This is a genomic window from Leptothrix cholodnii SP-6, assembly GCF_000019785.1.
In the GTDB taxonomy this organism is placed as follows: domain Bacteria; phylum Pseudomonadota; class Gammaproteobacteria; order Burkholderiales; family Burkholderiaceae_C; genus Sphaerotilus; species Sphaerotilus cholodnii.
This window is the reverse complement of record NC_010524.1, coordinates 3,941,019-3,960,238: the sequence shown is the minus strand read 5'-3', so window position 1 is coordinate 3,960,238 and position 19,220 is coordinate 3,941,019. Positions and strand designations below refer to the sequence as shown.

At 67.0% G+C, this 19,220-nt stretch carries 20 protein-coding genes; 19 read left to right on the top strand and 1 reads right to left on the bottom strand.

Annotation, left to right across the window (positions count from 1 at the left end):
- Positions 1–80 precede the first annotated feature (80 nt).
- The 5 genes from rpoH (at position 81) to LCHO_RS17620 (ending at position 4,851) form a co-directional block, all read left to right on the top strand.
- A complete protein-coding gene (gene rpoH, locus LCHO_RS17640) occupies positions 81–1,013 on the top strand; it encodes an RNA polymerase sigma factor RpoH (protein WP_043704454.1) in 933 nt (310 codons plus the stop codon).
- A gap of 148 nt (positions 1,014–1,161) precedes the next feature.
- Complete coding sequence (locus LCHO_RS17635; RefSeq protein WP_012348542.1) at positions 1,162–1,758, top strand: LysE family translocator; 597 nt, start codon at positions 1,162–1,164, stop codon at positions 1,756–1,758.
- A gap of 10 nt (positions 1,759–1,768) precedes the next feature.
- Positions 1,769–2,695, top strand: coding sequence for a DMT family transporter (locus LCHO_RS17630; RefSeq protein WP_012348541.1), 927 nt, complete (start codon positions 1,769–1,771; stop codon positions 2,693–2,695).
- 63 nt (positions 2,696–2,758) lie between these two features.
- Positions 2,759–3,982 (top strand): aminotransferase-like domain-containing protein, encoded by a 1,224-nt coding sequence (locus LCHO_RS17625; RefSeq protein WP_012348540.1) that lies wholly within the window; start codon positions 2,759–2,761, stop codon positions 3,980–3,982.
- 17 nt (positions 3,983–3,999) lie between these two features.
- A complete protein-coding gene (locus LCHO_RS17620; RefSeq protein WP_012348539.1) occupies positions 4,000–4,851 on the top strand; it encodes a PhzF family phenazine biosynthesis protein in 852 nt (283 codons plus the stop codon).
- Positions 4,852–4,960: 109 nt separating this feature from the next.
- Here LCHO_RS17620 and LCHO_RS17615 read toward each other — a convergent pair whose 3' ends face one another.
- Positions 4,961–5,413, bottom strand: coding sequence for a c-type cytochrome (locus LCHO_RS17615; protein WP_012348538.1), 453 nt, complete (start codon positions 5,411–5,413; stop codon positions 4,961–4,963).
- Positions 5,414–5,670: 257 nt separating this feature from the next.
- On the opposite strand from LCHO_RS17615, the gene LCHO_RS17610 reads away from it, so the two are divergent.
- From LCHO_RS17610 to priA, 14 genes are all read left to right on the top strand, one after another.
- Positions 5,671–6,330: a cytochrome b/b6 domain-containing protein gene (locus LCHO_RS17610; RefSeq protein WP_012348537.1), complete on the top strand. Its 660-nt coding sequence runs from the start codon at positions 5,671–5,673 to the stop codon at positions 6,328–6,330.
- A 9-nt stretch (positions 6,331–6,339) separates the two neighbouring features.
- Positions 6,340–6,849, top strand: coding sequence for a GNAT family N-acetyltransferase (locus LCHO_RS17605; RefSeq protein WP_043704451.1), 510 nt, complete (start codon positions 6,340–6,342; stop codon positions 6,847–6,849).
- Between the two features lie 127 nt (positions 6,850–6,976).
- Complete coding sequence (locus tag LCHO_RS17600) at positions 6,977–7,876, top strand: SMP-30/gluconolactonase/LRE family protein (RefSeq protein WP_012348535.1); 900 nt, start codon at positions 6,977–6,979, stop codon at positions 7,874–7,876.
- 254 nt (positions 7,877–8,130) lie between these two features.
- On the top strand, positions 8,131–8,607 hold the full coding sequence (locus LCHO_RS17595; protein WP_223210462.1) for an ATP synthase subunit I: 477 nt from the start codon (positions 8,131–8,133) through the stop codon (positions 8,605–8,607).
- Positions 8,608–8,629: 22 nt separating this feature from the next.
- Entirely contained in the window at positions 8,630–9,526 is an 897-nt protein-coding gene (atpB, locus tag LCHO_RS17590) for a F0F1 ATP synthase subunit A (RefSeq protein WP_012348533.1), read from the top strand.
- Positions 9,527–9,597: 71 nt separating this feature from the next.
- The gene (gene atpE / locus LCHO_RS17585; RefSeq protein ID WP_012348532.1) at positions 9,598–9,846 is read left to right on the top strand and encodes a F0F1 ATP synthase subunit C; all 249 of its coding nucleotides are present in this window, start codon (positions 9,598–9,600) and stop codon (positions 9,844–9,846) included.
- A gap of 50 nt (positions 9,847–9,896) precedes the next feature.
- Entirely contained in the window at positions 9,897–10,367 is a 471-nt protein-coding gene (locus LCHO_RS17580; RefSeq protein WP_012348531.1) for a F0F1 ATP synthase subunit B, read from the top strand.
- A gap of 2 nt (positions 10,368–10,369) precedes the next feature.
- Positions 10,370–10,903: a F0F1 ATP synthase subunit delta gene (locus LCHO_RS17575; RefSeq protein WP_012348530.1), complete on the top strand. Its 534-nt coding sequence runs from the start codon at positions 10,370–10,372 to the stop codon at positions 10,901–10,903.
- A 106-nt stretch (positions 10,904–11,009) separates the two neighbouring features.
- The gene (gene atpA, locus LCHO_RS17570) at positions 11,010–12,548 is read left to right on the top strand and encodes a F0F1 ATP synthase subunit alpha (RefSeq protein WP_012348529.1); all 1,539 of its coding nucleotides are present in this window, start codon (positions 11,010–11,012) and stop codon (positions 12,546–12,548) included.
- A gap of 33 nt (positions 12,549–12,581) precedes the next feature.
- Positions 12,582–13,463, top strand: coding sequence for a F0F1 ATP synthase subunit gamma (gene atpG / locus LCHO_RS17565; protein ID WP_012348528.1), 882 nt, complete (start codon positions 12,582–12,584; stop codon positions 13,461–13,463).
- Between the two features lie 133 nt (positions 13,464–13,596).
- The gene (gene atpD, locus LCHO_RS17560; protein WP_012348527.1) at positions 13,597–15,021 is read left to right on the top strand and encodes a F0F1 ATP synthase subunit beta; all 1,425 of its coding nucleotides are present in this window, start codon (positions 13,597–13,599) and stop codon (positions 15,019–15,021) included.
- Positions 15,022–15,106: 85 nt separating this feature from the next.
- Positions 15,107–15,523, top strand: coding sequence for a F0F1 ATP synthase subunit epsilon (locus LCHO_RS17555; RefSeq protein ID WP_043704448.1), 417 nt, complete (start codon positions 15,107–15,109; stop codon positions 15,521–15,523).
- Between the two features lie 109 nt (positions 15,524–15,632).
- Entirely contained in the window at positions 15,633–16,703 is a 1,071-nt protein-coding gene (gene hemE / locus LCHO_RS17550) for a uroporphyrinogen decarboxylase (protein ID WP_012348525.1), read from the top strand.
- A 361-nt stretch (positions 16,704–17,064) separates the two neighbouring features.
- Positions 17,065–19,182: a replication restart helicase PriA gene (priA, locus tag LCHO_RS17545; protein WP_012348524.1), complete on the top strand. Its 2,118-nt coding sequence runs from the start codon at positions 17,065–17,067 to the stop codon at positions 19,180–19,182.
- Positions 19,183–19,220 lie beyond the last annotated feature (38 nt).

Sequence of the window (19,220 nt, the reverse complement as noted above, 5' to 3'; positions counted from 1 at the left end):
CGGACTGGCGGCTTAGCACTCTCGAGGGTCGAGTGCTAAAATTCTTGAACTTAAGGAGGACAGACCCGTCTATGTCTACCATGAACCTGTCTGCATCTGCTGCCTCGACCGCCGTCATCGTCCGTGATCCGTGGGCCCTGGTTCCCTCGCTGGGCAATCTGGACGCCTACATCAGCGCGGTCAACCGTCTGCCGCTGCTCACGCACGAGGAAGAAGTGAGCTTCGCGCGGCGTCTGCGTGACAGCCAGGACGTCGAAGCGGCCGGCCGGCTGGTGCTGTCGCATCTGCGCCTGGTGGTGTCGGTGGCGCGTCAGTACCTCGGTTACGGCCTGCCGCACGGCGACCTGATCCAGGAAGGCAACGTCGGCCTGATGAAGGCGGTCAAGCGTTTCGACCCCGAGCAGGGCGTGCGCCTGGTCAGCTACGCCATGCACTGGATCAAGGCCGAGATCCACGAGTACGTCCTGAAGAACTGGCGCGTGGTCAAGCTCGCCACCACCAAGGCGCAGCGCAAGCTGTTCTTCAACCTGCGCTCGATGAAGCGCCAGCTCAAGGGCGAAGCCGCCGACGGCGACACCCATCGCAGCTCGCTGACCGAAGCCGAGATCGACACCGTCGCGCGCGAACTCAACGTCAAGCGCGAAGAAGTGATCGAGATGGAGGCGCGTTTCGCCGGCGGCGACGTGGCGCTCGAGCCCGGCTCCGACGAGGACGACGAGAGCTACACGCCGATCGCCTACTTGGCCGACGAGCGCCAGGAGCCGACCCGCGCGCTCGAGGCCGCGCACCGCGACGAACTCGCCGGCCCCGGCCTGCTGCGCGCGCTCGACGCGCTCGACGCCCGCAGCCGCCGCATCGTCGAGGAGCGCTGGCTGAAGGTCAACGACGACGGCTCGGGCGGCCTGACGCTGCACGACCTGGCGGCCGAATACGGCGTCAGCGCCGAACGCATCCGCCAGATCGAGGTGGCGGCGATGAAGAAGATGCGCAAGGCGCTGGTCGAACACGCCTGAGCGTTCGCATCCTCCGTCAACACGCCGGCCTCGTGCCGGCGTTTTCATTGCGCCGGTCGCTACAGATCGCGCGCGCATCGGCGCCAAACTGTACTGGCCGCGCACCGCGCCGAGCCTCTAGACTGGCCGGCTGCTCACCTCGACCCCGATGCCCCTCGCCGACTACCTCGCGCTGCTGGCGCTCATCACCGCGATGGCGTTCACGCCCGGGCCCAACACCACGCTGTCGACCGCGCTGGCGGCCAACTTCGGCCTGCGCGGCGCGCTGCGTTTCGTGGTCTCGGTGCCGGTCGGCTGGACGCTCCTGCTGCTGTGCGCCAGCCTGGGTCTCGCCGGCGCGATCCAGGCCTGGCCGGCGCTGGGCTGGGCCATCAAGGCGGTCGGGCTGACGTATCTGTGCTGGCTGGCCTGGCGGCTGTGGGGCGCCGATCGGCTGGGCGAGGCCGATGGCGCCGGCCTGCGGGTCGGTTTCCGGCAAGGTGTGGCGCTGCAGTTCGTCAACATCAAGGCCTGGATGGCCGCGCTCACCGTCACCGCCGGCTGGGTGCTGCCCGGGCCGCTGGGCGAGCGCCTGCTGGTGGTCGCACCGACCATGGTGTTCTATGCCTTCGCCAGCAATTTCAGCTATGCGCTGATCGGCTCGCTGCTGCGCCGCTGGCTGACGGTGGGGCGGCGGCTGGCCTGGTTCAACCGCGGCATGGCGCTGGTGCTGCTGGCCACCGCGGTGTGGATGGCGCGGACCTGAGGGCCCGGTGATGCCGAACGCGAGCGCCGCCGCCTTCGAGACGCCCGCCGCGCGCCGCCGGCGCGAAAGCCTGGGCCTGTGGCTCGGCCTGCTCGGCGTGGTGATCTTCGCGATGACCTTCCCGATGACCCGGCTGGCGGTCGGCCCGCTCGACGCGCCGCAGCTGTCGCCGCTGTTCGTGACCGCCGCGCGCGCCTGCGGGGCCGGGCTGCTGAGCCTGGCCTATCTGCGCCTGAGCCGTGCGGCGCGGCCCGATCGCGATGAATTCCGCCGTTATGCCGTCTGCGCCGCCGGCACCGTGATCGGCTTTCCGCTGTTCGTCGGCCTGGCCTTGCGCGAGGTGCCGGCGATGCACGCGGCCGTCGTCACCGGCGTGCTGCCGCTGAGCACGGCGCTGTTTGCGGCCTGGCACCTGCGCCAGCGGCCATCGCCGGCGTTCTGGGCGTGTGCCGGGCTGGGCTGCGCGCTGGTGATCGGCTTCGCGGTCTGGCAGGGCGGTGGCGCGCCGGTGCTGGCCGACCTCTGGCTGCTGCTGGCGGTGCTGAGCGCGTCGGCCGGCTACGTGGCTGGCGCGCAGCTGTCGGTGCGGCGGCCGGCCGAACACGTCATCAGCTGGGTGCTGGTCGGCAGCCTGCCGTCGACCCTGCCGCTGACCGTCTGGAGCTGGCCGCAGCAACCGGCCTTGCCGACCGCCTGGGCGGCGCTCGGCTACGTCACGGTCTTCTCGATGTGGCTGGGTTTCTTCGCCTGGTACCGCGCGCTGGTGATCGGCGGCACGGTGCGCGTCAGCCAGGTGCAGCTGGTGCAGCCTTTCCTGGCGCTGCTGATGGCGGTGCCGATCCTGGGCGAGCCGCTCGAACCCGCCACCGTCGTGTTTGCGCTGGCCGTGCTGGCCACCGTGCTGCTGGGCAAGCGCATGCCGGTGCAGCAGGCCTGAGCGCAGGGTTTATCGTCGGCCTGATTCCTGTCCCCACACCGCGCGTTTCATCTGTCTGAAGCCATGACCTCGACCGCATCCAATCCCCTCTGGCAGCAGGCGCGCCGCAGCGCCCGCCTCAACCCGTCCATCATCCGCGAGATCCTCAAGGTGACCGAGCAGCCCGGCATCCTGTCGATGGCCGGCGGCCTGCCGTCGCCCGACACCTTTCCGATCGAGGCGATGCGCGAGGCCAGCGATCGGGTCCTGCGCGACTGCCCGCGCGAGGCGCTGCAATACGCCGCCAGCGAGGGTTACGGGCCGCTGCGCGAGTGGGTTGCGGCGCACCTGGGCGCGCAGGGCATGCAGGTCGGTGCCGACCAGGTGCTGATCACCACCGGCTCGCAGCAGGGCCTCGATCTGGTCGCCAAGGTGATGGTCGATCCGGCCGCGCCGGTGGCCGTGGAGACGCCCACCTACCTCGGCGCGCTGCAGGCGTTCGCGCCGTTCGAGCCGGTGTTCGTCAACGTCGCGGGCGACGAGTCCGGCCCGCTGCCGCAGGCCGTCGCCGAGCTGCCGCGGCTGGCGCCGGGCTGCCGGTTCTTCTACGTGCTGCCGAACTTCCAGAACCCGACCGGGCGCCTGATTCCGCAGGCGCGCCGGGACGAGCTGATCGCCGCGGCACAGCGTGCCCGCCTGCCGCTGCTCGAGGACAACCCCTACGGCGACCTCTGGTACGAAGCGCCGCCACCCGCGCCGCTGGCCGCGCGTTGGCCCGAGGGCGTGATCTACATGGGTTCGTTCTCGAAGATCCTCGCCCCCGGCCTGCGGCTGGGTTACGTGGTGGCGCCGCGCGAGCTGTGCCCCAAGCTGCTGCAGGCCAAGCAGGCCGCCGACCTGCACACGCCGAGCTTCAACCAGCGGCTGGTCCACGAGGTCATCCGCGACGGTTTCCTCGATCGCCACACGCCCACCATCCGCGCCCTCTACCGCACCCAGCGCGACGCCATGCAGGCTGCCCTGCTGGCGCACATGCCCGAGGGCACGCAGTGGTCGGCGCCGCAGGGCGGCATGTTCTTCTGGCTGCGCCTGCCCGAGGGCATCGACGCGCTGGCGCTGCTGCCGCAGGCCGTGCGCGAGGGCATCGCCTACGTGCCGGGGTCGGCCTTCTACGCCCACGCCGCCGATCCGCGCACGCTGCGGCTGTCGTTCGTGACGCTGAGTCCGGCCGACATCGCCACCGGCGTGGCCGTGCTGGGCCGGGTGCTGCGCGAGCAGCTGGCCGACGTGGCCCAGTCGGCCCCCTGATTGCACGAAAGAGTGCCATGAGCGAATCGCGCCGCTACGCCCAGCTGGATGTCTTCAGCGCCGAGCCCCTGCTCGGCAATCCGCTCGCGGTGGTCGTCGATGCCCGGGGGCTCGACGACACCACGATGCAGGCCTTCGCGCGCTGGACCAACCTGAGCGAAACCACCTTCCTGCTGCCACCCGAGGATCCGCGGGCCGACTACCGGGTGCGCATCTTCACGCCGGCACGCGAACTGCCGTTCGCGGGTCATCCGACGCTCGGTTCGTGTCACGCCTGGCTGGCCGCCGGGGGTGTGCCGCATGACGCGGGCGAGGTGCTGCAGGAGTGCGGCGTCGGCCTGGTCCGGATCCGCCGGCAGACGGTCGACGGCCGCACCCGACTGGCGTTTGCCGCGCCGCCGCTGCGCCGCAGCGGGCCGGTCGATGCGGCGCGGCATGCCCGCGTGCTCGCCGCCCTGCGCCTGCCCGCCGAGGCGGTGCGCGCGGTCGAGTGGGTCGACAACGGCCCGCCCTGGATCGCCGCGCTGCTGCAGGACGCGCAGGCCGTCCACGCGCTGCAGCCTGATTTCGCTGCGATGCAGGGCCTGGAGCTGGGCGTGGTCGGCGCCTATCCGGCGGGCAGTGCGCTCGACTTCGAGCTGCGTGCCTTCGTGCCCGAACTCGGCGTGCCGGAAGACCCGGTCACCGGCAGCCTGAACGCGGGTGTCGCGCAATGGCTGATCGGCGCCGGTCTCGCGCCGCGGCGTTATGTGGCGGGGCAGGGCCGTGCGCTCGGCCGCGACGGCCGTGTTCACGTCCAGGCCGACGGCGACACGGTCTGGATCGGCGGCGACGTGGCCGAGTGCATCACCGGGATGGTCAGGCTGTAGCTGCGCCACGAAAGCAGGAGGCCTGCGCAAAGGCAGGCCTCTCGTCGCGCGTGGGCACATGACCCGAAGCGCCGCTCACCCGCTGCGGGCGAGCCGGCGCTCGTGGCGTTCAGTCCTTGCGGTAGTTGTCGTGGCAGCCTTTGCAGGTCTTGCCGGCTTCGCCGAACGCGACCTTGATCTGGTCGAGGTTGCCGGTCTTGGCCGCCGCGTTCAGGGCGGTGATGGCTTCCTGCATCTTGGTGGCGCCGGCCTTGACCTTGTCCATCTCGGTCCAGACTTCCGGCTTGGCGCGGGTGTCGCCCTTGTCGCTGCCCGGCACGAAACCGGCGAACGGCAGCATCGACATCGTGGCCACGATCTGGGCGTTGTCGGCCACGGTCTTGGCGTCGAACGGGGCCTTGCCCTGAACGACCGCACCGATGCGGCCGAAGTGGGATCCCATGACGGTGAAGGCCGACTTGCGATACTTGATCGCATCTTCGGGCTTCTGGAACTGGGCTGCCGCGGGCAGGGCCAGGAACAGGCCAACAGTTGCGCTCAGTGCAAGGGTGAAACGTTTCATCGGTCAGAACTCCTCGGTGATCGGATGTGGGTGATGGTCGACTGACAAATCGGGTTGTTTGCCCCAAAAGGGCCAAGATCAGTCTACGCTCGCATTCACGAAATCGAGCAGAACCGCCCGCTGTGTCCATTGACAGCAACAGTGTTTTCCGCCCCGGCATGCGGCGGTCACGTCCACACAAAGGCTCAACGATGCAATCGTCGTCTATTCATGCTTCTCGCTCTTCTCCTTCTTCCGGTTCTTCTGCGGCTGTCCGCGTGCGCGTCTGGGATCTGCCCACGCGGCTGTTCCACTGGAGCCTGTTCGTCTGCGTGGTCGGATCGGTGATCACGGCCAAGGTCGGCGGCAATGCGACGGTGTGGCATTTCCGGCTCGGTCTGGCGGTGCTGGCCTTGCTCACGTTCCGGCTGATCTGGGGGCTGGTGGGCGGGCGCTGGTCGCGCTTTGCCAGCTTCGTCTATTCGCCGTCCAGCCTGCTGCGGTATCTGCGCGGCCAGCCGCAGCCCGGCGATCACTTCGAGGTCGGCCACAACCCCCTGGGCAGCCTGTCGGTGTTTGGCCTGCTGGGGGTCATGCTCGTGCAGGTCGGCACCGGGCTGGTGGCCGACGACGAGATCGCCAATGCCGGCCCGTTGATCGCCCACGTCAGCGGCGCGGTCTCGAGCCTGGCCACGACCTGGCACAAGACCGGCGGGCAGTGGCTGATCTATCTGCTGGTGGGCCTGCACCTGGCGGCGATCGTCTATTACCGGGTCGGCAAGCGGGTCGATCTGGTCGGCCCGATGCTGCATGGCGACAAACCTTTGCCCGCGCACGTGCCGCCGTCGGTCGACAGCTGGCCGAGGCGCCTGCTGGCGCTGCTGGTGGGCGCGGCGTGTGCGGCGCTGGCGATCTGGGTGAGCCGGCAGGGCGGCTAGACTGGCGCCATGCGGATGCCCCAGATGCGCCTGATCTCGCCGGATACACCGGCCTTGATCGACGCTGCGCGCGAGCTGTTCCGGGAGTACGCCCAGAGCCTCGCGGTGGATCTGTGTTTCCAGGGCTTCGAATCCGAACTGGCCGGCCTTCCGGGTGACTACGCCGAGCCGGCCGGCGCCCTGCTGCTGGTGCTGGTCGACGGCGAGCTGGCAGGGTGCGGGGCCTTCCGGCCGCTGCCCGATGCCGATCTGCCCAATGCCTGCGAGATGAAGCGCCTGTATGTGCGCCCCGCCTTTCGCCGCTACGGCCTGGGCCGGCTGCTGGCTCAGCAGCTGATCGATCAGGCGCGAGAAGCGAGTTATTCGCGGATGTACCTCGACACCCTGGACGACATGGAGTCGGCCCGAGAGCTCTACGCGACGCTCGGCTTCCATGAGGTTGCGCCGTACTACTTCAATCCGATTCCCGGCGCGCATTACCTGTGTGTCGATCTCGACCGCAGCGTCACGCGCTATTGACCTGAAGCGGGCCGGGGTCGATTCGGTTTCGTCGACGTCGGGCGTCGGTTACGCCGCGGTACGGCCTTAGCATCGCGGCGCACTGGCGCATCGACGCCGGGCCTTCAACGATCCAAGGAGACTGTGCATGTCGCTCGACCTGATCTACGCCGTCAGTGCCCCGATGCTGCTCGGCGAGTCCCCCATGTGGCACCCGCAGGAGCAGTTGCTGTACTGGGTCGACATCCCCGGCAAGCGCCTGCATCGGCTCGATCCGGGCAGCGGTGCCCAGCGCCACTGGGATTTCCCGTGCGAGCCGGCGGCCTGCGCGCCGGTGCTGGGTGGCGGCCTGCTGCTGGCCATGCGCGACGGCCTGTGGCGCTTCGACCCCGAAACCTCGTTGCGCAGCCTGCTGTGCGAGCCGCCCTACGACCCGTCGAGCGAACGCTTCAACGACGGCAAGTGCGATCCGCTGGGGCGCTTCTGGGTCGGCACCATCTACGAGCCGCGCGAGCCCGCGCGAGCCGCGCTGTACCGCTGGCACGCACGCAAGCTCGATCGCATGGCCGGAGACATCACGGTCTCGAACGGCCTGGGCTGGAGCCCCGATGCCCGCACGATGTACTGGTCCGACACCAAGGCTCACACGGTCTACGCCTTGGACTTCGATGTCGGTGAGGGCGCCGTGTCGCAGCAGCGCGTGTTTGCCAGCTTCGAGCGCAAGCGGCCGGATCAGGATCTGCGCCATTACGGCGGCCGCCCGGACGGCGCGGCGGTCGATGCGCAGGGCTGCTACTGGGTGGCGATGTTCGAGGGCCAGCGTCTGCTGCGTCTGTCGCCGCAAGGCACGGTGCTGCGCGAGCTGGCCTTGCCGGTGCGCTGTCCGACCATGCCGTGTTTCGGTGGGGCGGACCTGCGCACCCTGTACATCACGACCGCGCGCGAGAACCGGCCCGCCCCAGAACTGGCCGAACAGCCGCTGGCGGGCTGTGTGCTCTCATTGCGGGTCGACGTGCCTGGCCTGCCGGTGAACTACGCGAGGCTTTGATCGGCGCCAGGCCTCTCAAACACAAACGGACGGCTGCGCACAAGTGGTGCGAAGACTGTTGGCGATGGATGTTGTTTTTGGTGCACGAATCGCCCGTATTCATGCGTGGCATCCCGGATGGTTGGTCGCGTGGGGGTTTCCACGTATAATTTTTTGGTTTTGCTGAAACCGTCTGTAAGTGCCGTGGATTTGTCGCTGATTTGCTGTGATTGCCGTGGCCTTTGCTCGCCTTGCCCATGTCCGACTCGTCTGACATGAAGCAGTCGACAACCGACTGGGGTGCAGATGAGGACGGCGAAGCACCTTTCAAGAGTCTGACGCGCGAAGAGGCGTCGGCATTGAGAGCCCTGCATCCGTCACTGTCTCCGTGGCGGATCGTTGCAGCCCAGGCTGTGGCGGGTCTGCTGGTCGTCGCGGTTGCGTGGTGGCTGGTCGGATCGGTGGGAGTGACTGTGTCGGCGCTGTACGGTGCCGCCGCGGTGGTTTTGCCAACGGCCTTGCTGGCTCATGGCATGACCAGGCCTTACGGCGCGGGGTCGGGTGCTGCGGCATTCAGCTTCGTGTTATGGGAGTTCGTGAAAATCGGCTTGACCGTTGCCATGTTGGTGGCGGCAGCCTGGGTTGTGCCTGATCTCAGTTGGCCGGCATTGCTGGTCAGCATGGTCGTGTGCATGAAGGTGAACTGGCTGGCCCTGCTTTGGCGGGGTCGGGTGACGACAACTCGGTCCTGAACGGACCGTACGAGAAACAACGATGGCTGCCGAAGAACACGTTGCAGAACACGCGCCGACCGCCGGGGAATACATTTCTCACCACCTGACGCACCTGACGAGTCGTGCGCAGGGTGGCATTGCGGACTTCTCTCTTGCTGATCCGGTACTGAAGCTGGACTCGCTCTTCTGGTCCATCCTGCTGGGTGTGCTGGGCTCCTTCTTCCTGTGGCGTGTCGCCCGCAGCGTGACCTCCGGCGTGCCGGGGCGCATGCAGGCTGCGGTCGAGTTCCTGGTCGAGATGGTCGATACCCAGGCCAAGGGCATCATCCACAACGAGCAGTCGCGCAAGGTCGTGGCACCGCTGGCTCTCACGGCCTTCGTCTGGATCTTCCTGATGAACGCGATGGACCTGCTGCCGCTGGACCTGATTCCCCGCATCTGGGAAGTCATCTACGGTGCTGCGGGCCATGATCCGCATCACGCCTACATGCGTGTCGTGCCGACTGCCGACCTGTCGGTGACGCTGGGCATGTCGATCACCGTGCTGCTGGCCTGCCTGTATTACAGCGTCAAGATGAAGGGCCTGGGCGGCTGGGTCGGCGAGCTGTTCTCGGCGCCTTTCCATGCACATGGCCCCGCGGCCATCCTGCTGGCGCCGATCAACTTCACGCTGCAGATCATCGAGTTCCTGGCCAAGACCATCTCGCACGGCATGCGACTGTTCGGCAACATGTTTGCCGGCGAGCTGGTGTTCATGCTGATCGCGCTGATGGGCGCGGTGGGCTTTGGTTCCTTCGGTGGCATCGCGCTGTGGGTCGGGCAGATCATTGCCGGCACCGCATGGGCCATCTTCCACATTCTGATCATCACGTTGCAGGCCTTCATCTTCATGATGCTGACCCTCGTCTACGTCGGTCAGGCACACGACAAGCACTGATCAGTCGCGCTGATCCGGCCTGTAATTTCACTTTCCCTTCCGTCCGTCAACTACCTCTCTTAGGAGCAATCATGGAAAACGTCCTCGGTCTCGTCGCTCTGGCTTGCGGCATCATCATCGGCCTGGGTGCTATCGGCGCCTGTATCGGTATCGCCCTGATGGGTGGCAAGTACCTCGAAGCTTCGGCCCGCCAGCCTGAGCTGATGAACGAACTGCAGACCAAGATGTTCCTGCTGGCCGGTCTGATCGACGCGGCCTTCCTGATCGGCGTCGGCATCGCGATGCTGTTCGCCTTCGCGAACCCGTTCGTCCTGAAGTAATCGGTCTTTCTCGTCATTCCTGATTCCTCTCAACGAGAAAGGTCGAAGCCGTGAATCTGAACGCAACACTGTTCGCGCAGATCGTCGTCTTCGGGATCCTCTGGTGGTTCACGATGACATTCGTGTGGCCGCCGATCACGAAGGCTCTGGACGAACGCGCCAAGAAGGTCGCGGACGGTCTGGCTGCGGCCGACAAAGCCAAGCTCGAATTGGCCACCGCGAACAAGCGCGTCGAAGAGCAGCTCGTCCAATCGCGCAATGAAAACGCCAAGTTGCTGGCCGACGCTGAAAAGCGTGCACAGGCCATCGTCGACGAAGCGAAGAAACGCGCCGAAGAAGAAGGTTCCAAGATCGTCGCTGCTGCCAAGGCGGAAGCCGACCAGCAGTCGATCCAGGCCCGCGAAGTTCTGCGTGAGCAGGTCGCGGCCCTGGCGGTCAAGGGTGCCGAGCAGATCCTCAAGCGCGAAGTCAACGCCGGCGTCCACGCCGAGCTGCTGACCCGCCTGAAGACGGAGCTGTAAACATGGCCGAGCTCGCTACAGTCGCGCGTCCCTACGCCGAAGCCCTCTACCAGGTCGCCCGTCAGGGTGACGTGGCGGTCTGGGTAGAGCAAGTCTCTGCCCTGGCCCAAGTGGCCGAGAACGCCGAACTGCGCCAGTTCGCCGGCAGCCCCAAGGTGTCGGCCGAACAGGTCTACGACGTGGTCGCCGCTGCCGCGGGTGTGTCCTTGTCGACCGGTGTGCAGCACTTCCTGCGCACGGTCATCGACAACGGTCGCCTTGCGGTGCTGCCGGCCATCGCGGTGCAGTTCAATGCACTGGTGAATGCGGCCAGCGGCGTGGCGGATGCCGCGATTTTCAGTGCCTATCCGATCGAGCCGGCTCAGCTGGCCGAGGTCGTGGCGGCACTGGAGCAGCGGTTCGGCCGCAAGCTGTCCGTGAACGTCACCCTGGAGCCCGAACTCATCGGCGGCATTCGTGTCGTCGTGGGTGACGAGGTTCTCGACACGTCGGTCAAAGCCCGTCTCGAACGCATGAAGGTGGCGCTGAGCGCGTGAGCGCACGGCACAGCCAAACCAAGCGCGTGACGACACGCATCGAATTCATCCCTGCGTCACGTCTGCCCTCTGCAAAGAGGCCGCTTGACCAGACTGGGAGCACGCAATGCAACTGAATCCCGCAGAAATTTCCGAACTGATCAAGAGCCGCATCGAGGGTCTTGGCGCAGCCACTGATGTTCGCAACCAGGGCACCGTCGTTTCGGTGACCGACGGCATCGTGCGTGTGCACGGGCTGAGCGACGCGATGGCCGGCGAAATGCTCGAGTTCCCCGGCAACGTCTTTGGTCTGGCCCTGAACCTGGAGCGCGACTCCGTCGGCGCCGTGATCCTGGGCGAATACGAAGGCATCTCCGAAGGCGACACGGTGCGTTGCACCGGCCGCATCCTGGAAGTGCCGGTCGGCCCCGAGCTGATCGGCCGCGTGGTCAATGCCCTCGGTCAGCCGATCGACGGCAAGGGCCCGATCAACGCCAAGATGACCGACGTGATCGAGAAGGTCGCGCCGGGCGTGATCGCACGCAAGTCCGTCGACCAGCCGGTGCAGACCGGTCTGAAGTCGATCGACTCGATGGTGCCGATCGGCCGTGGCCAGCGCGAGCTGATCATCGGCGACCGCCAGACCGGCAAGACCGCCGTGGCGATCGACGCGATCATCAACCAGAAGGGTCAGAACATGACCTGCGTCTACGTTGCGATCGGCCAGAAGGCTTCGTCGATCAAGAACGTGGTGCGCGCTCTGGAGCAGGCCGGCGCGATGGAATACACCATCGTCGTGGCTGCCTCGGCGTCGGAATCGGCCGCCATGCAGTACATCTCGGCCTACACCGGCTGCACGATGGGCGAGTACTTCCGTGACCGTGGCGAAGACGCGCTGATCGTCTATGACGATCTGTCCAAGCAGGCCGTCGCCTACCGTCAAGTGTCGCTGCTGCTGCGCCGTCCGCCGGGCCGCGAAGCCTTCCCCGGCGACGTGTTCTATCTCCACAGCCGTCTGCTCGAGCGCGCAGCCCGCGTGAATGCCGACTACGTCGAGGCGTTCACCAAGGGTGCGGTCAAGGGCAAGACCGGTTCGCTGACGGCTCTGCCGGTCATCGAAACGCAAGCCGGTGACGTGTCCGCCTTCGTTCCGACCAACGTGATCTCGATCACCGACGGCCAGATCTTCCTGGAAACCAGCCTGTTCAACGCCGGCATCCGCCCCGCCATCAACGCCGGTATCTCGGTGTCGCGCGTCGGTGGTGCTGCACAGACCAAGCTGATCAAGGGCCTGTCCGGCGGTATCCGTACCGACCTGGCGCAGTACCGTGAACTGGCTGCGTTCGCGCAGTTCGCTTCCGACCTCGACGCTTCGACGCGCAAGCAGCTCGATCGCGGTGCACGCGTGACCGAACTGCTCAAGCAGGCTCAGTACTCGCCGCAGCCGATCAGCCTGATGGGTGCGACGCTGTACGCGGTCAACAAGGGTTACCTGGACGACATCGAGGTGAAGAAGGTCCTGGCCTTCGAATCGGGCATGCACCAGTACCTGAAGACCAGCCACGCCGCCCTGCTGCAGAAGCTGGAAACGACCAAGGCCCTGGACAAGGACGCGGAAGCCGAGCTGCAAGGCGCGATCGCTGCGTTCAAGAAGTCCTTCGCCTGAAGCCTCACTGACTGACTCACAAGGAGCACCGTCATGGCGGCAGGCAAGGAAATACGCGGCAAGATCAAGTCGGTGGAGAACACCAAGAAGATCACCAAGGCCATGGAAATGGTCGCTGCGTCCAAGATGCGCAAGGCGCAGGAACGCATGCGGGCGGCTCGTCCGTATGCCGACAAGATCCGCAACATCACGGCCAACCTGTCGCGGGCGACGCCCGAGTACCACCATCCGTTCGTGGTCAAGAACAGCGGCAGCGGTGTGGTGGGCATGATCATCGTCACGACCGACAAGGGTCTGTGCGGTGGCATGAACACCAACGTGCTGCGGCTCGTGACCAACAAGATGCGCGAACTCGACGCCGCCGGCACCAAGGTGCAGGCGGTCGCGATCGGCAACAAGGGTCTCGGTTTCCTGAACCGCATCGGCGCAAAGGTGGTCTCGCAGGCCACCCAGCTCGGTGACACGCCGCATCTGGACAAGCTGATCGGCCCGGTCAAGGTGCTGCTCGACCTCTACGCCGAAGGCAAGCTCGACGCGGTCTACATCTGCTACACCCGCTTCCTCAACACGATGAAGCAGGAGCCGCAGGTGGAGCAACTGCTGCCCTTGTCGGATGAACGGCTGTCGCAGTCGGCCGCCGAGCAGCAGTCGCACGGCTGGGACTACATCTACGAACCCGACGCGCAAGCGGTGATCGACAACCTGATGGTGCGTTACGCGGAAGCGCTGATCTACCAGTCGGTCGCCGAGAACATGGCCTCCGAGCAGTCCGCGCGCATGGTGGCGATGAAGGCCGCAACCGACAACGCCGGCAGCCTGATCGGCGAGCTCAAGCTGGTCTACAACAAGACCCGCCAGGCCGCGATCACGAAGGAACTGTCGGAAATCGTCAGCGGCGCCGCCGCTGTGGGTTGATCGCGCATTCGATCGCAAGGAAACGCCGGGCCGCTCCCAAGTTTCCTTGACCCCCTCGGGGGGCAGGGCGCCGCACAGCGGCACCCGAGGGGGCGGACAGGCTCGCAACGAATCAAGATTGAAGGAACGAAAAATGGCCAACATTCAAGCCACCGCTGGTGCGGTCGGCAAGATCGTTCAGTGCATCGGCGCCGTGGTGGACGTGGAATTTCCGCGCAACCAGATGCCGCGCATCTATGACGCGCTGAAGCTCGAAGGCACCGCACTGACGCTGGAAGTCCAGCAGCAGCTCGGCGACGGCGTGGTCCGCACCATTGCGCTGGGCTCGTCCGACGGCCTGCGCCGCGGTCTGGAAGTCAAGAACACCGGCCTGCCGATCACCGTGCCCGTCGGCCCGGCGACGCTGGGTCGCATCATGGACGTGCTGGGCAACCCGATCGACGAGCGCGGTCCGGTCAGCATGGAGCTGTCGGCCTCGATCCACCGCAAGGCACCGGCCTATGACGAGCTGAGCCCGTCGCAGGACCTGCTGGAAACCGGCATCAAGGTGATCGACCTGATCTGCCCGTTCGCCAAGGGCGGCAAGGTGGGTCTGTTCGGTGGCGCCGGCGTCGGCAAGACCGTGAACATGATGGAACTCATCAACAACATCGCCAAGGCTCACTCGGGTCTGTCGGTGTTCGCGGGTGTGGGCGAGCGGACCCGTGAGGGCAACGACTTCTATCACGAGATGGCCGATTCGGGCGTCGTCAACCTCGAGAGCCTGGGCGAGTCCAAGGTCGCGATGGTCTACGGCCAGATGAACGAGCCCCCGGGCAACCGTCTGCGCGTCGCGCTGACCGGCCTGACGATCGCCGAGTCGTTCCGCGACGAAGGCCGTGACGTGCTGTTCTTCGTCGACAACATCTACCGCTACACGCTGGCCGGTACCGAAGTGTCGGCACTGCTCGGCCGCATGCCGTCGGCCGTGGGCTATCAGCCGACGCTGGCCGAGGAAATGGGCCGCCTGCAAGAGCGCATCACGTCGACCAAGGTCGGCTCGATCACCTCGATCCAGGCCGTCTACGTCCCTGCGGACGACCTGACCGACCCGTCGCCTGCCACCACCTTCGCCCACCTGGACGCCACGGTCGTGCTGTCGCGTGACATCGCTTCGCTGGGCATCTACCCCGCGGTCGATCCGCTCGACTCGAACAGCCGCCAGGTCGACCCGAACGTCGTCGGTGAAGAGCACTACAACACCACCCGTGCCGTGCAGCAGGTTCTGCAGCGCTACAAGGAACTGCGCGACATCATCGCCATCCTGGGCATGGACGAGCTCGCTCCGGAAGACAAGCTGGCCGTGTCGCGCGCTCGCAAGATCCAGCGCTTCCTGTCGCAGCCCTTCCACGTCGCCGAAGTGTTCACCGGCTCGCCGGGCAAGTACGTGCCGCTGAAGGAAACCATCCGCGGTTTCAAGATGATCGTGGCCGGCGAGTGCGATCACCTGCCCGAGCAGGCGTTCTACATGGTCGGCACCATCGACGAAGCCTTCGAAAAAGCGAAGAAGATGCAGTAAGCGGCGCATACGGGCGGCAGGCGCCTAGCCTGACACCCGTCTGCTTGCTTCCTGCCCCTTCTTCTACACGCTTATCGAGACCGTTATGGCAACCATTCATGTTGACGTCGTTTCGGCGGAAAAAATGATCTTCTCGGGCGAGGCCAAGTTCGTGGCCTTGCCGGGCGAGAGCGGCGAGCTGGGCATCCTGCCCAAGCACACGCCGTTGATCACGCGCATCCGGCCGGGCGCCGTGCGCATCGAGCGGGCTGACAACGGCGAGGAAGAGTTCGTCTTCGTCGCCGGCGGCATCCTGGAAGTCCAGCCCGATCGCGTGACCGTGCTGGCCGACACCGCCATCCGTGGTCATGACCTCGACGAGGCCAAGGCGATCGAGGCCAAGCGCCTGGCTGAAGAGGCCATGAAAAACGCCGCCAGCGATCTCGACCTGGCCAAGGCTCAGGGCGAGTTCGCCGCGATGGCCGCGCAGATCGCCGCGATCCGCAAGTTCCGCAAGAAATAAGACATTGCCCGAAGGACGGACGGCGCAGCCGTTTGTCCGACCGCAAGCAGACGCCCGCAGCCGCGGGCGTTTTCCATTTCCTACCGGCCGCCCTGCCTACAATCGCCCGATGTACGCCGCACTGCAAAACGACAACTTCCTGCGCGCCCTGCGCCGCCAGCCGACCGACCACACCCCCATCTGGCTGATGCGCCAGGCCGGGCGTTATCTGCCGGAGTACTGCGCCACCCGCGCCAAGGCCGGCAGCTTCATGGGGCTGGCCACGAACGTCGATTTTGCGACCGAGGTGACGCTGCAGCCGCTCGAGCGTTATGCGCTCGACGCCGCGATCCTGTTCTCCGACATCCTGACCGTGCCCGACGCGATGGGCCTGGGTCTGAGCTTTGCGGCCGGCGAAGGCCCGCGTTTTGCCACGCCGGTGCGTGACGAAGCCGCCGTGGCCGCGCTCGAAGCGCCGGACATGGCCAAGCTGCAGTACGTGTTCGACGCCGTGACCTCGATCCGGCGCGCACTCGACGGCCGTGTGCCGCTGATCGGCTTCTCGGGCAGCCCGTGGACGCTGGCCTGCTACATGGTCGAAGGCCGTGGCAGCGACGACTACCGGCTGGTCAAGACCATGCTGTATCAGCGCCCCGACCTGATGCACCGCATGCTGGCCGTGACCGCCGATTCGGTGGCGGCCTACCTGAACGCCCAGATCGAAGCCGGCGCGCAGGCCGTGATGATCTTCGACAGCTGGGGCGGCGTGCTCGCCGACGGCGCGTTCCAGACCTTCAGCCTGGCCTACACCCGGCGCGTGCTGGCGCAGCTCAAGCGCGAACACGACGGCCAGCAGATCCCGCGCATCGTCTTCACCAAGGGCGGTGGCCTGTGGCTCGACGAGATCGCCGCGTGCGACACCGATGCGGTCGGCCTCGACTGGACCGTCAACCTCGACCAGGCCCGCCGGCGAGTCGGCCACAAGGTTGCGCTGCAGGGCAACCTGGACCCGAACGTGCTGTTCGCGTCGCCCGAGCAGATCACGCGCGAGGCCCAGGCCGTGCTCGACAGCTTCGGCCCGCACCCCGGCCACATCTTCAATCTCGGCCACGGCATCAGCCAGTTCACGCCGCCGGAGGCGGTGTCGGTGCTGGTCGACGCGGTGCATGCGCATTCGCGCCGCTGGCGCGCTCAGACCTGAACGCTGCGCCGGAGCGGGCTGAAAAGCTGTGAAACAGCATTGTTTTCAGCCCCGATTTCTGACAGTTGTCCCCAATGTCGGCGTGCACCGTTTTGAAGCGGTGCATGCTGCATTCGCACATCCGCGTGTCATCAAGGTCGCTGCTAAGTCCTTGATATGGAAAAGTTTTGGTACTGCACGGTTGCTGCCGCAAGAACATGCAATCCGACTTTGGTGCTTGATTCACAAGGGTTTGTCGCTGGTTTTCTCAGCTTGTTCACAAAGTTATCCACAGCAAAGGTGGACAGTTGTGAAAACTCGTTGGTGATCAGGGACTTGCGTCGATTTGCTCGAACAGGCGAGAGCTCAGCCGGCTAACTGAATGGAGTCCCTCGCCTCGGATCTGCCAACCGCAGGGCACCGTGTCTCGGTGCTGGTGGAGCTGCCACGCCACAGCCAGGTGGACAGCGCACTGAGCTACGCCAGCGACTTGCCGCTCGCGGCCGGCCAGCTCGTGCGGGTGCCGCTGGGCCGCCGGACCGTCTGCGGCATCGCCTGGGCCGAGGCCGAGCCGCAGGCCCCCGACATCGAGCTGCGCCCGGTCGCCGAGGTGCTCGACGCCCTGCCGCCGCTCGGCCCGCCCTGGCGCGCGCTGGTGAGCTTTGCCGCGGCCTACTACCAGCGCTCGACCGGCGAACTGGCACTGTCGGTGCTGCCCGGCGAGCTGCGTGATCTCGACGCCACCCAGTTGCAGCGCCGCTTGAAGCGCCTGCACAAACGCCTGGCCGCCGAGCCGATCGGCCAGGTCGATGTGCCCGCGTACGAACTGTTGCCGCTGAGCGCGGAGCAGCAGGCCGTGCTGCAGGCGCTGGCCGGCGCCGAGCCCGGCACGCACCTGCTGCACGGCGTGACCGGCAGCGGCAAGACCGAGGTCTATCTGCGCTGCGTCGCCGACGTGCTGGCGCAAGGCCGCCAGGCGCTGGTGCTGGTGCCCGAGATCAACCTGACGCCGCAGCTCGAGGCGCGCTTTCGCGCCCGCTTTCCGGCCCGCCGCATCGTCTCGCTGCACAGCGGCCTGACACCCGCCGAGCGCCTGCAGAGCTGGCTCGCGGCGCACCTGGGGCTGGCCGACGTGGTGCTGGGCACCCGCATGGCGATCTTCGCGTCGCTGCCGCGGCTGGGCCTGATCGTGGTCGACGAGGAACACGACCCGTCCTACAAGCAGCAGGAGGGCGCGCGTTATTCGGCCCGCGACCTGGCGGTCTGGCGCGGCCGCAACGAGGCGCTCACGGTGCTGCTGGGCTCGGCCACGCCGTCGCTGGAGACCTGGCACAACGCCTCGCCGACGCTGCCGGGCGGGGCGCGCTACCAGCTGCTGGCCATGCCGAGCCGGATCGGCGCCGGCAGCCTGCCGACCGTGCGACTGGTCGACCTGGCGCGCATCGCCGCGCAGTTCGGCCAGGGCGCGGTGCACAAGCAGCCGCTGGTGCCGGCGCTGGTGGCTGCGCTGAAGGAGCGCATCGAACGCGGCGAGCAGAGCCTGATCCTGCTCAACCGCCGCGGTTATGCCCCGGTGCTGCATTGCACCGGCTGCGGCTGGAAGAGCGCCTGCCCGCACTGCAGCGCCTGGCGCGTCTTCCACAAGCTCGACCGCACCTTGCGCTGCCACCACTGCGGTTTCTCGGAGCGCGTGCCGCGTGCCTGCCCGGACTGCGGCGACCCCGACATCCAGCCGGTCGGCCGCGGCACCGAGCGGCTCGAGGAACAGCTCGGCGACCTGTTGCCCGGCGCGCGCATCGGCCGCATCGATGCCGATTCGACCCGCGCCAAAGGCAGCCTCGAGAGCCAGCTCGCCAGCGTGCACGCCGGCGAGGTCGACGTGCTGGTGGGCACCCAGATGGTCGCCAAGGGCCATGACTTCCGCCGCATGACGCTGGTGGCTGCAGTCAATGCCGACTCGGCCCTGTTCGGCAGCGATTTCCGCGCACCCGAGCGGCTGTTCTCGCTGCTGATGCAGGCCGGCGGGCGGGCCGGGCGTGACGCCGCGCAGGCCGGCCGCAGCGAGCTGTGGATCCAGACCTGGCACGTCGGCCACCCGCTGTATGCGGCGCTGGTGTCGCACGACTACGCCGCGTTCGCCAAAAGCCAGCTGATCGAGCGACAGCAGGCGGGGCTGCCGCCGTTTGCGCACCTCGCGCTGCTGCGCTGCGAGGCGCGCAGCCAGCAGGCCGCCACCGCCTTCCTCGACCGCACCGCCGAACTGGGTGCGCAGATCCAGGCCGACCACCCCGCGCTGCAGGATCTGCTGATCTACCCGCCGGTGCCGCCGGCGATCCAGCGGGTGGCCAATGTGGAGCGGGCGCAGATGCTGATCGAGTCGCCCTCGCGGGTGGTGCTGCAGCGCTTCCTGGCGCGCTGGGTGCCGCAGCTGAACCAGTGCCAGGTGAGCGAGCAGCGCATCCTGCGCTGGGCGGTGGACGTCGATCCGCTGGCGATCTGACGCGGCCGCTGGCGCAGCGTGCCGGCCCGCCGACAATC

What these genes read in the sequence shown, in the direction of transcription:
- rpoH (WP_043704454.1), top strand. Translation starts at nt 81, where the DNA reads ATGAACCTGTCTGCATCTGCTGCCTCGACCGCCGTCATCGTCCGTGAT.
- LCHO_RS17635 (WP_012348542.1), top strand. Translation starts at nt 1,162, where the DNA reads ATGCCCCTCGCCGACTACCTCGCGCTGCTGGCGCTCATCACCGCGATG.
- LCHO_RS17630 (WP_012348541.1), top strand. Translation starts at nt 1,769, where the DNA reads ATGCCGAACGCGAGCGCCGCCGCCTTCGAGACGCCCGCCGCGCGCCGC.
- LCHO_RS17625 (WP_012348540.1), top strand. Translation starts at nt 2,759, where the DNA reads ATGACCTCGACCGCATCCAATCCCCTCTGGCAGCAGGCGCGCCGCAGC.
- LCHO_RS17620 (WP_012348539.1), top strand. Translation starts at nt 4,000, where the DNA reads ATGAGCGAATCGCGCCGCTACGCCCAGCTGGATGTCTTCAGCGCCGAG.
- LCHO_RS17615 (WP_012348538.1), bottom strand. Translation starts at nt 5,413, where the DNA reads ATGAAACGTTTCACCCTTGCACTGAGCGCAACTGTTGGCCTGTTCCTG.
- LCHO_RS17605 (WP_043704451.1), top strand. Translation starts at nt 6,340, where the DNA reads ATGCGGATGCCCCAGATGCGCCTGATCTCGCCGGATACACCGGCCTTG.
- LCHO_RS17600 (WP_012348535.1), top strand. Translation starts at nt 6,977, where the DNA reads ATGTCGCTCGACCTGATCTACGCCGTCAGTGCCCCGATGCTGCTCGGC.
- LCHO_RS17595 (WP_223210462.1), top strand. Translation starts at nt 8,131, where the DNA reads ATGAAGCAGTCGACAACCGACTGGGGTGCAGATGAGGACGGCGAAGCA.
- atpB (WP_012348533.1), top strand. Translation starts at nt 8,630, where the DNA reads ATGGCTGCCGAAGAACACGTTGCAGAACACGCGCCGACCGCCGGGGAA.
- atpE (WP_012348532.1), top strand. Translation starts at nt 9,598, where the DNA reads ATGGAAAACGTCCTCGGTCTCGTCGCTCTGGCTTGCGGCATCATCATC.
- LCHO_RS17575 (WP_012348530.1), top strand. Translation starts at nt 10,370, where the DNA reads ATGGCCGAGCTCGCTACAGTCGCGCGTCCCTACGCCGAAGCCCTCTAC.
- atpA (WP_012348529.1), top strand. Translation starts at nt 11,010, where the DNA reads ATGCAACTGAATCCCGCAGAAATTTCCGAACTGATCAAGAGCCGCATC.
- atpG (WP_012348528.1), top strand. Translation starts at nt 12,582, where the DNA reads ATGGCGGCAGGCAAGGAAATACGCGGCAAGATCAAGTCGGTGGAGAAC.
- atpD (WP_012348527.1), top strand. Translation starts at nt 13,597, where the DNA reads ATGGCCAACATTCAAGCCACCGCTGGTGCGGTCGGCAAGATCGTTCAG.
- LCHO_RS17555 (WP_043704448.1), top strand. Translation starts at nt 15,107, where the DNA reads ATGGCAACCATTCATGTTGACGTCGTTTCGGCGGAAAAAATGATCTTC.
- hemE (WP_012348525.1), top strand. Translation starts at nt 15,633, where the DNA reads ATGTACGCCGCACTGCAAAACGACAACTTCCTGCGCGCCCTGCGCCGC.
- priA (WP_012348524.1), top strand. Translation starts at nt 17,065, where the DNA reads ATGGAGTCCCTCGCCTCGGATCTGCCAACCGCAGGGCACCGTGTCTCG.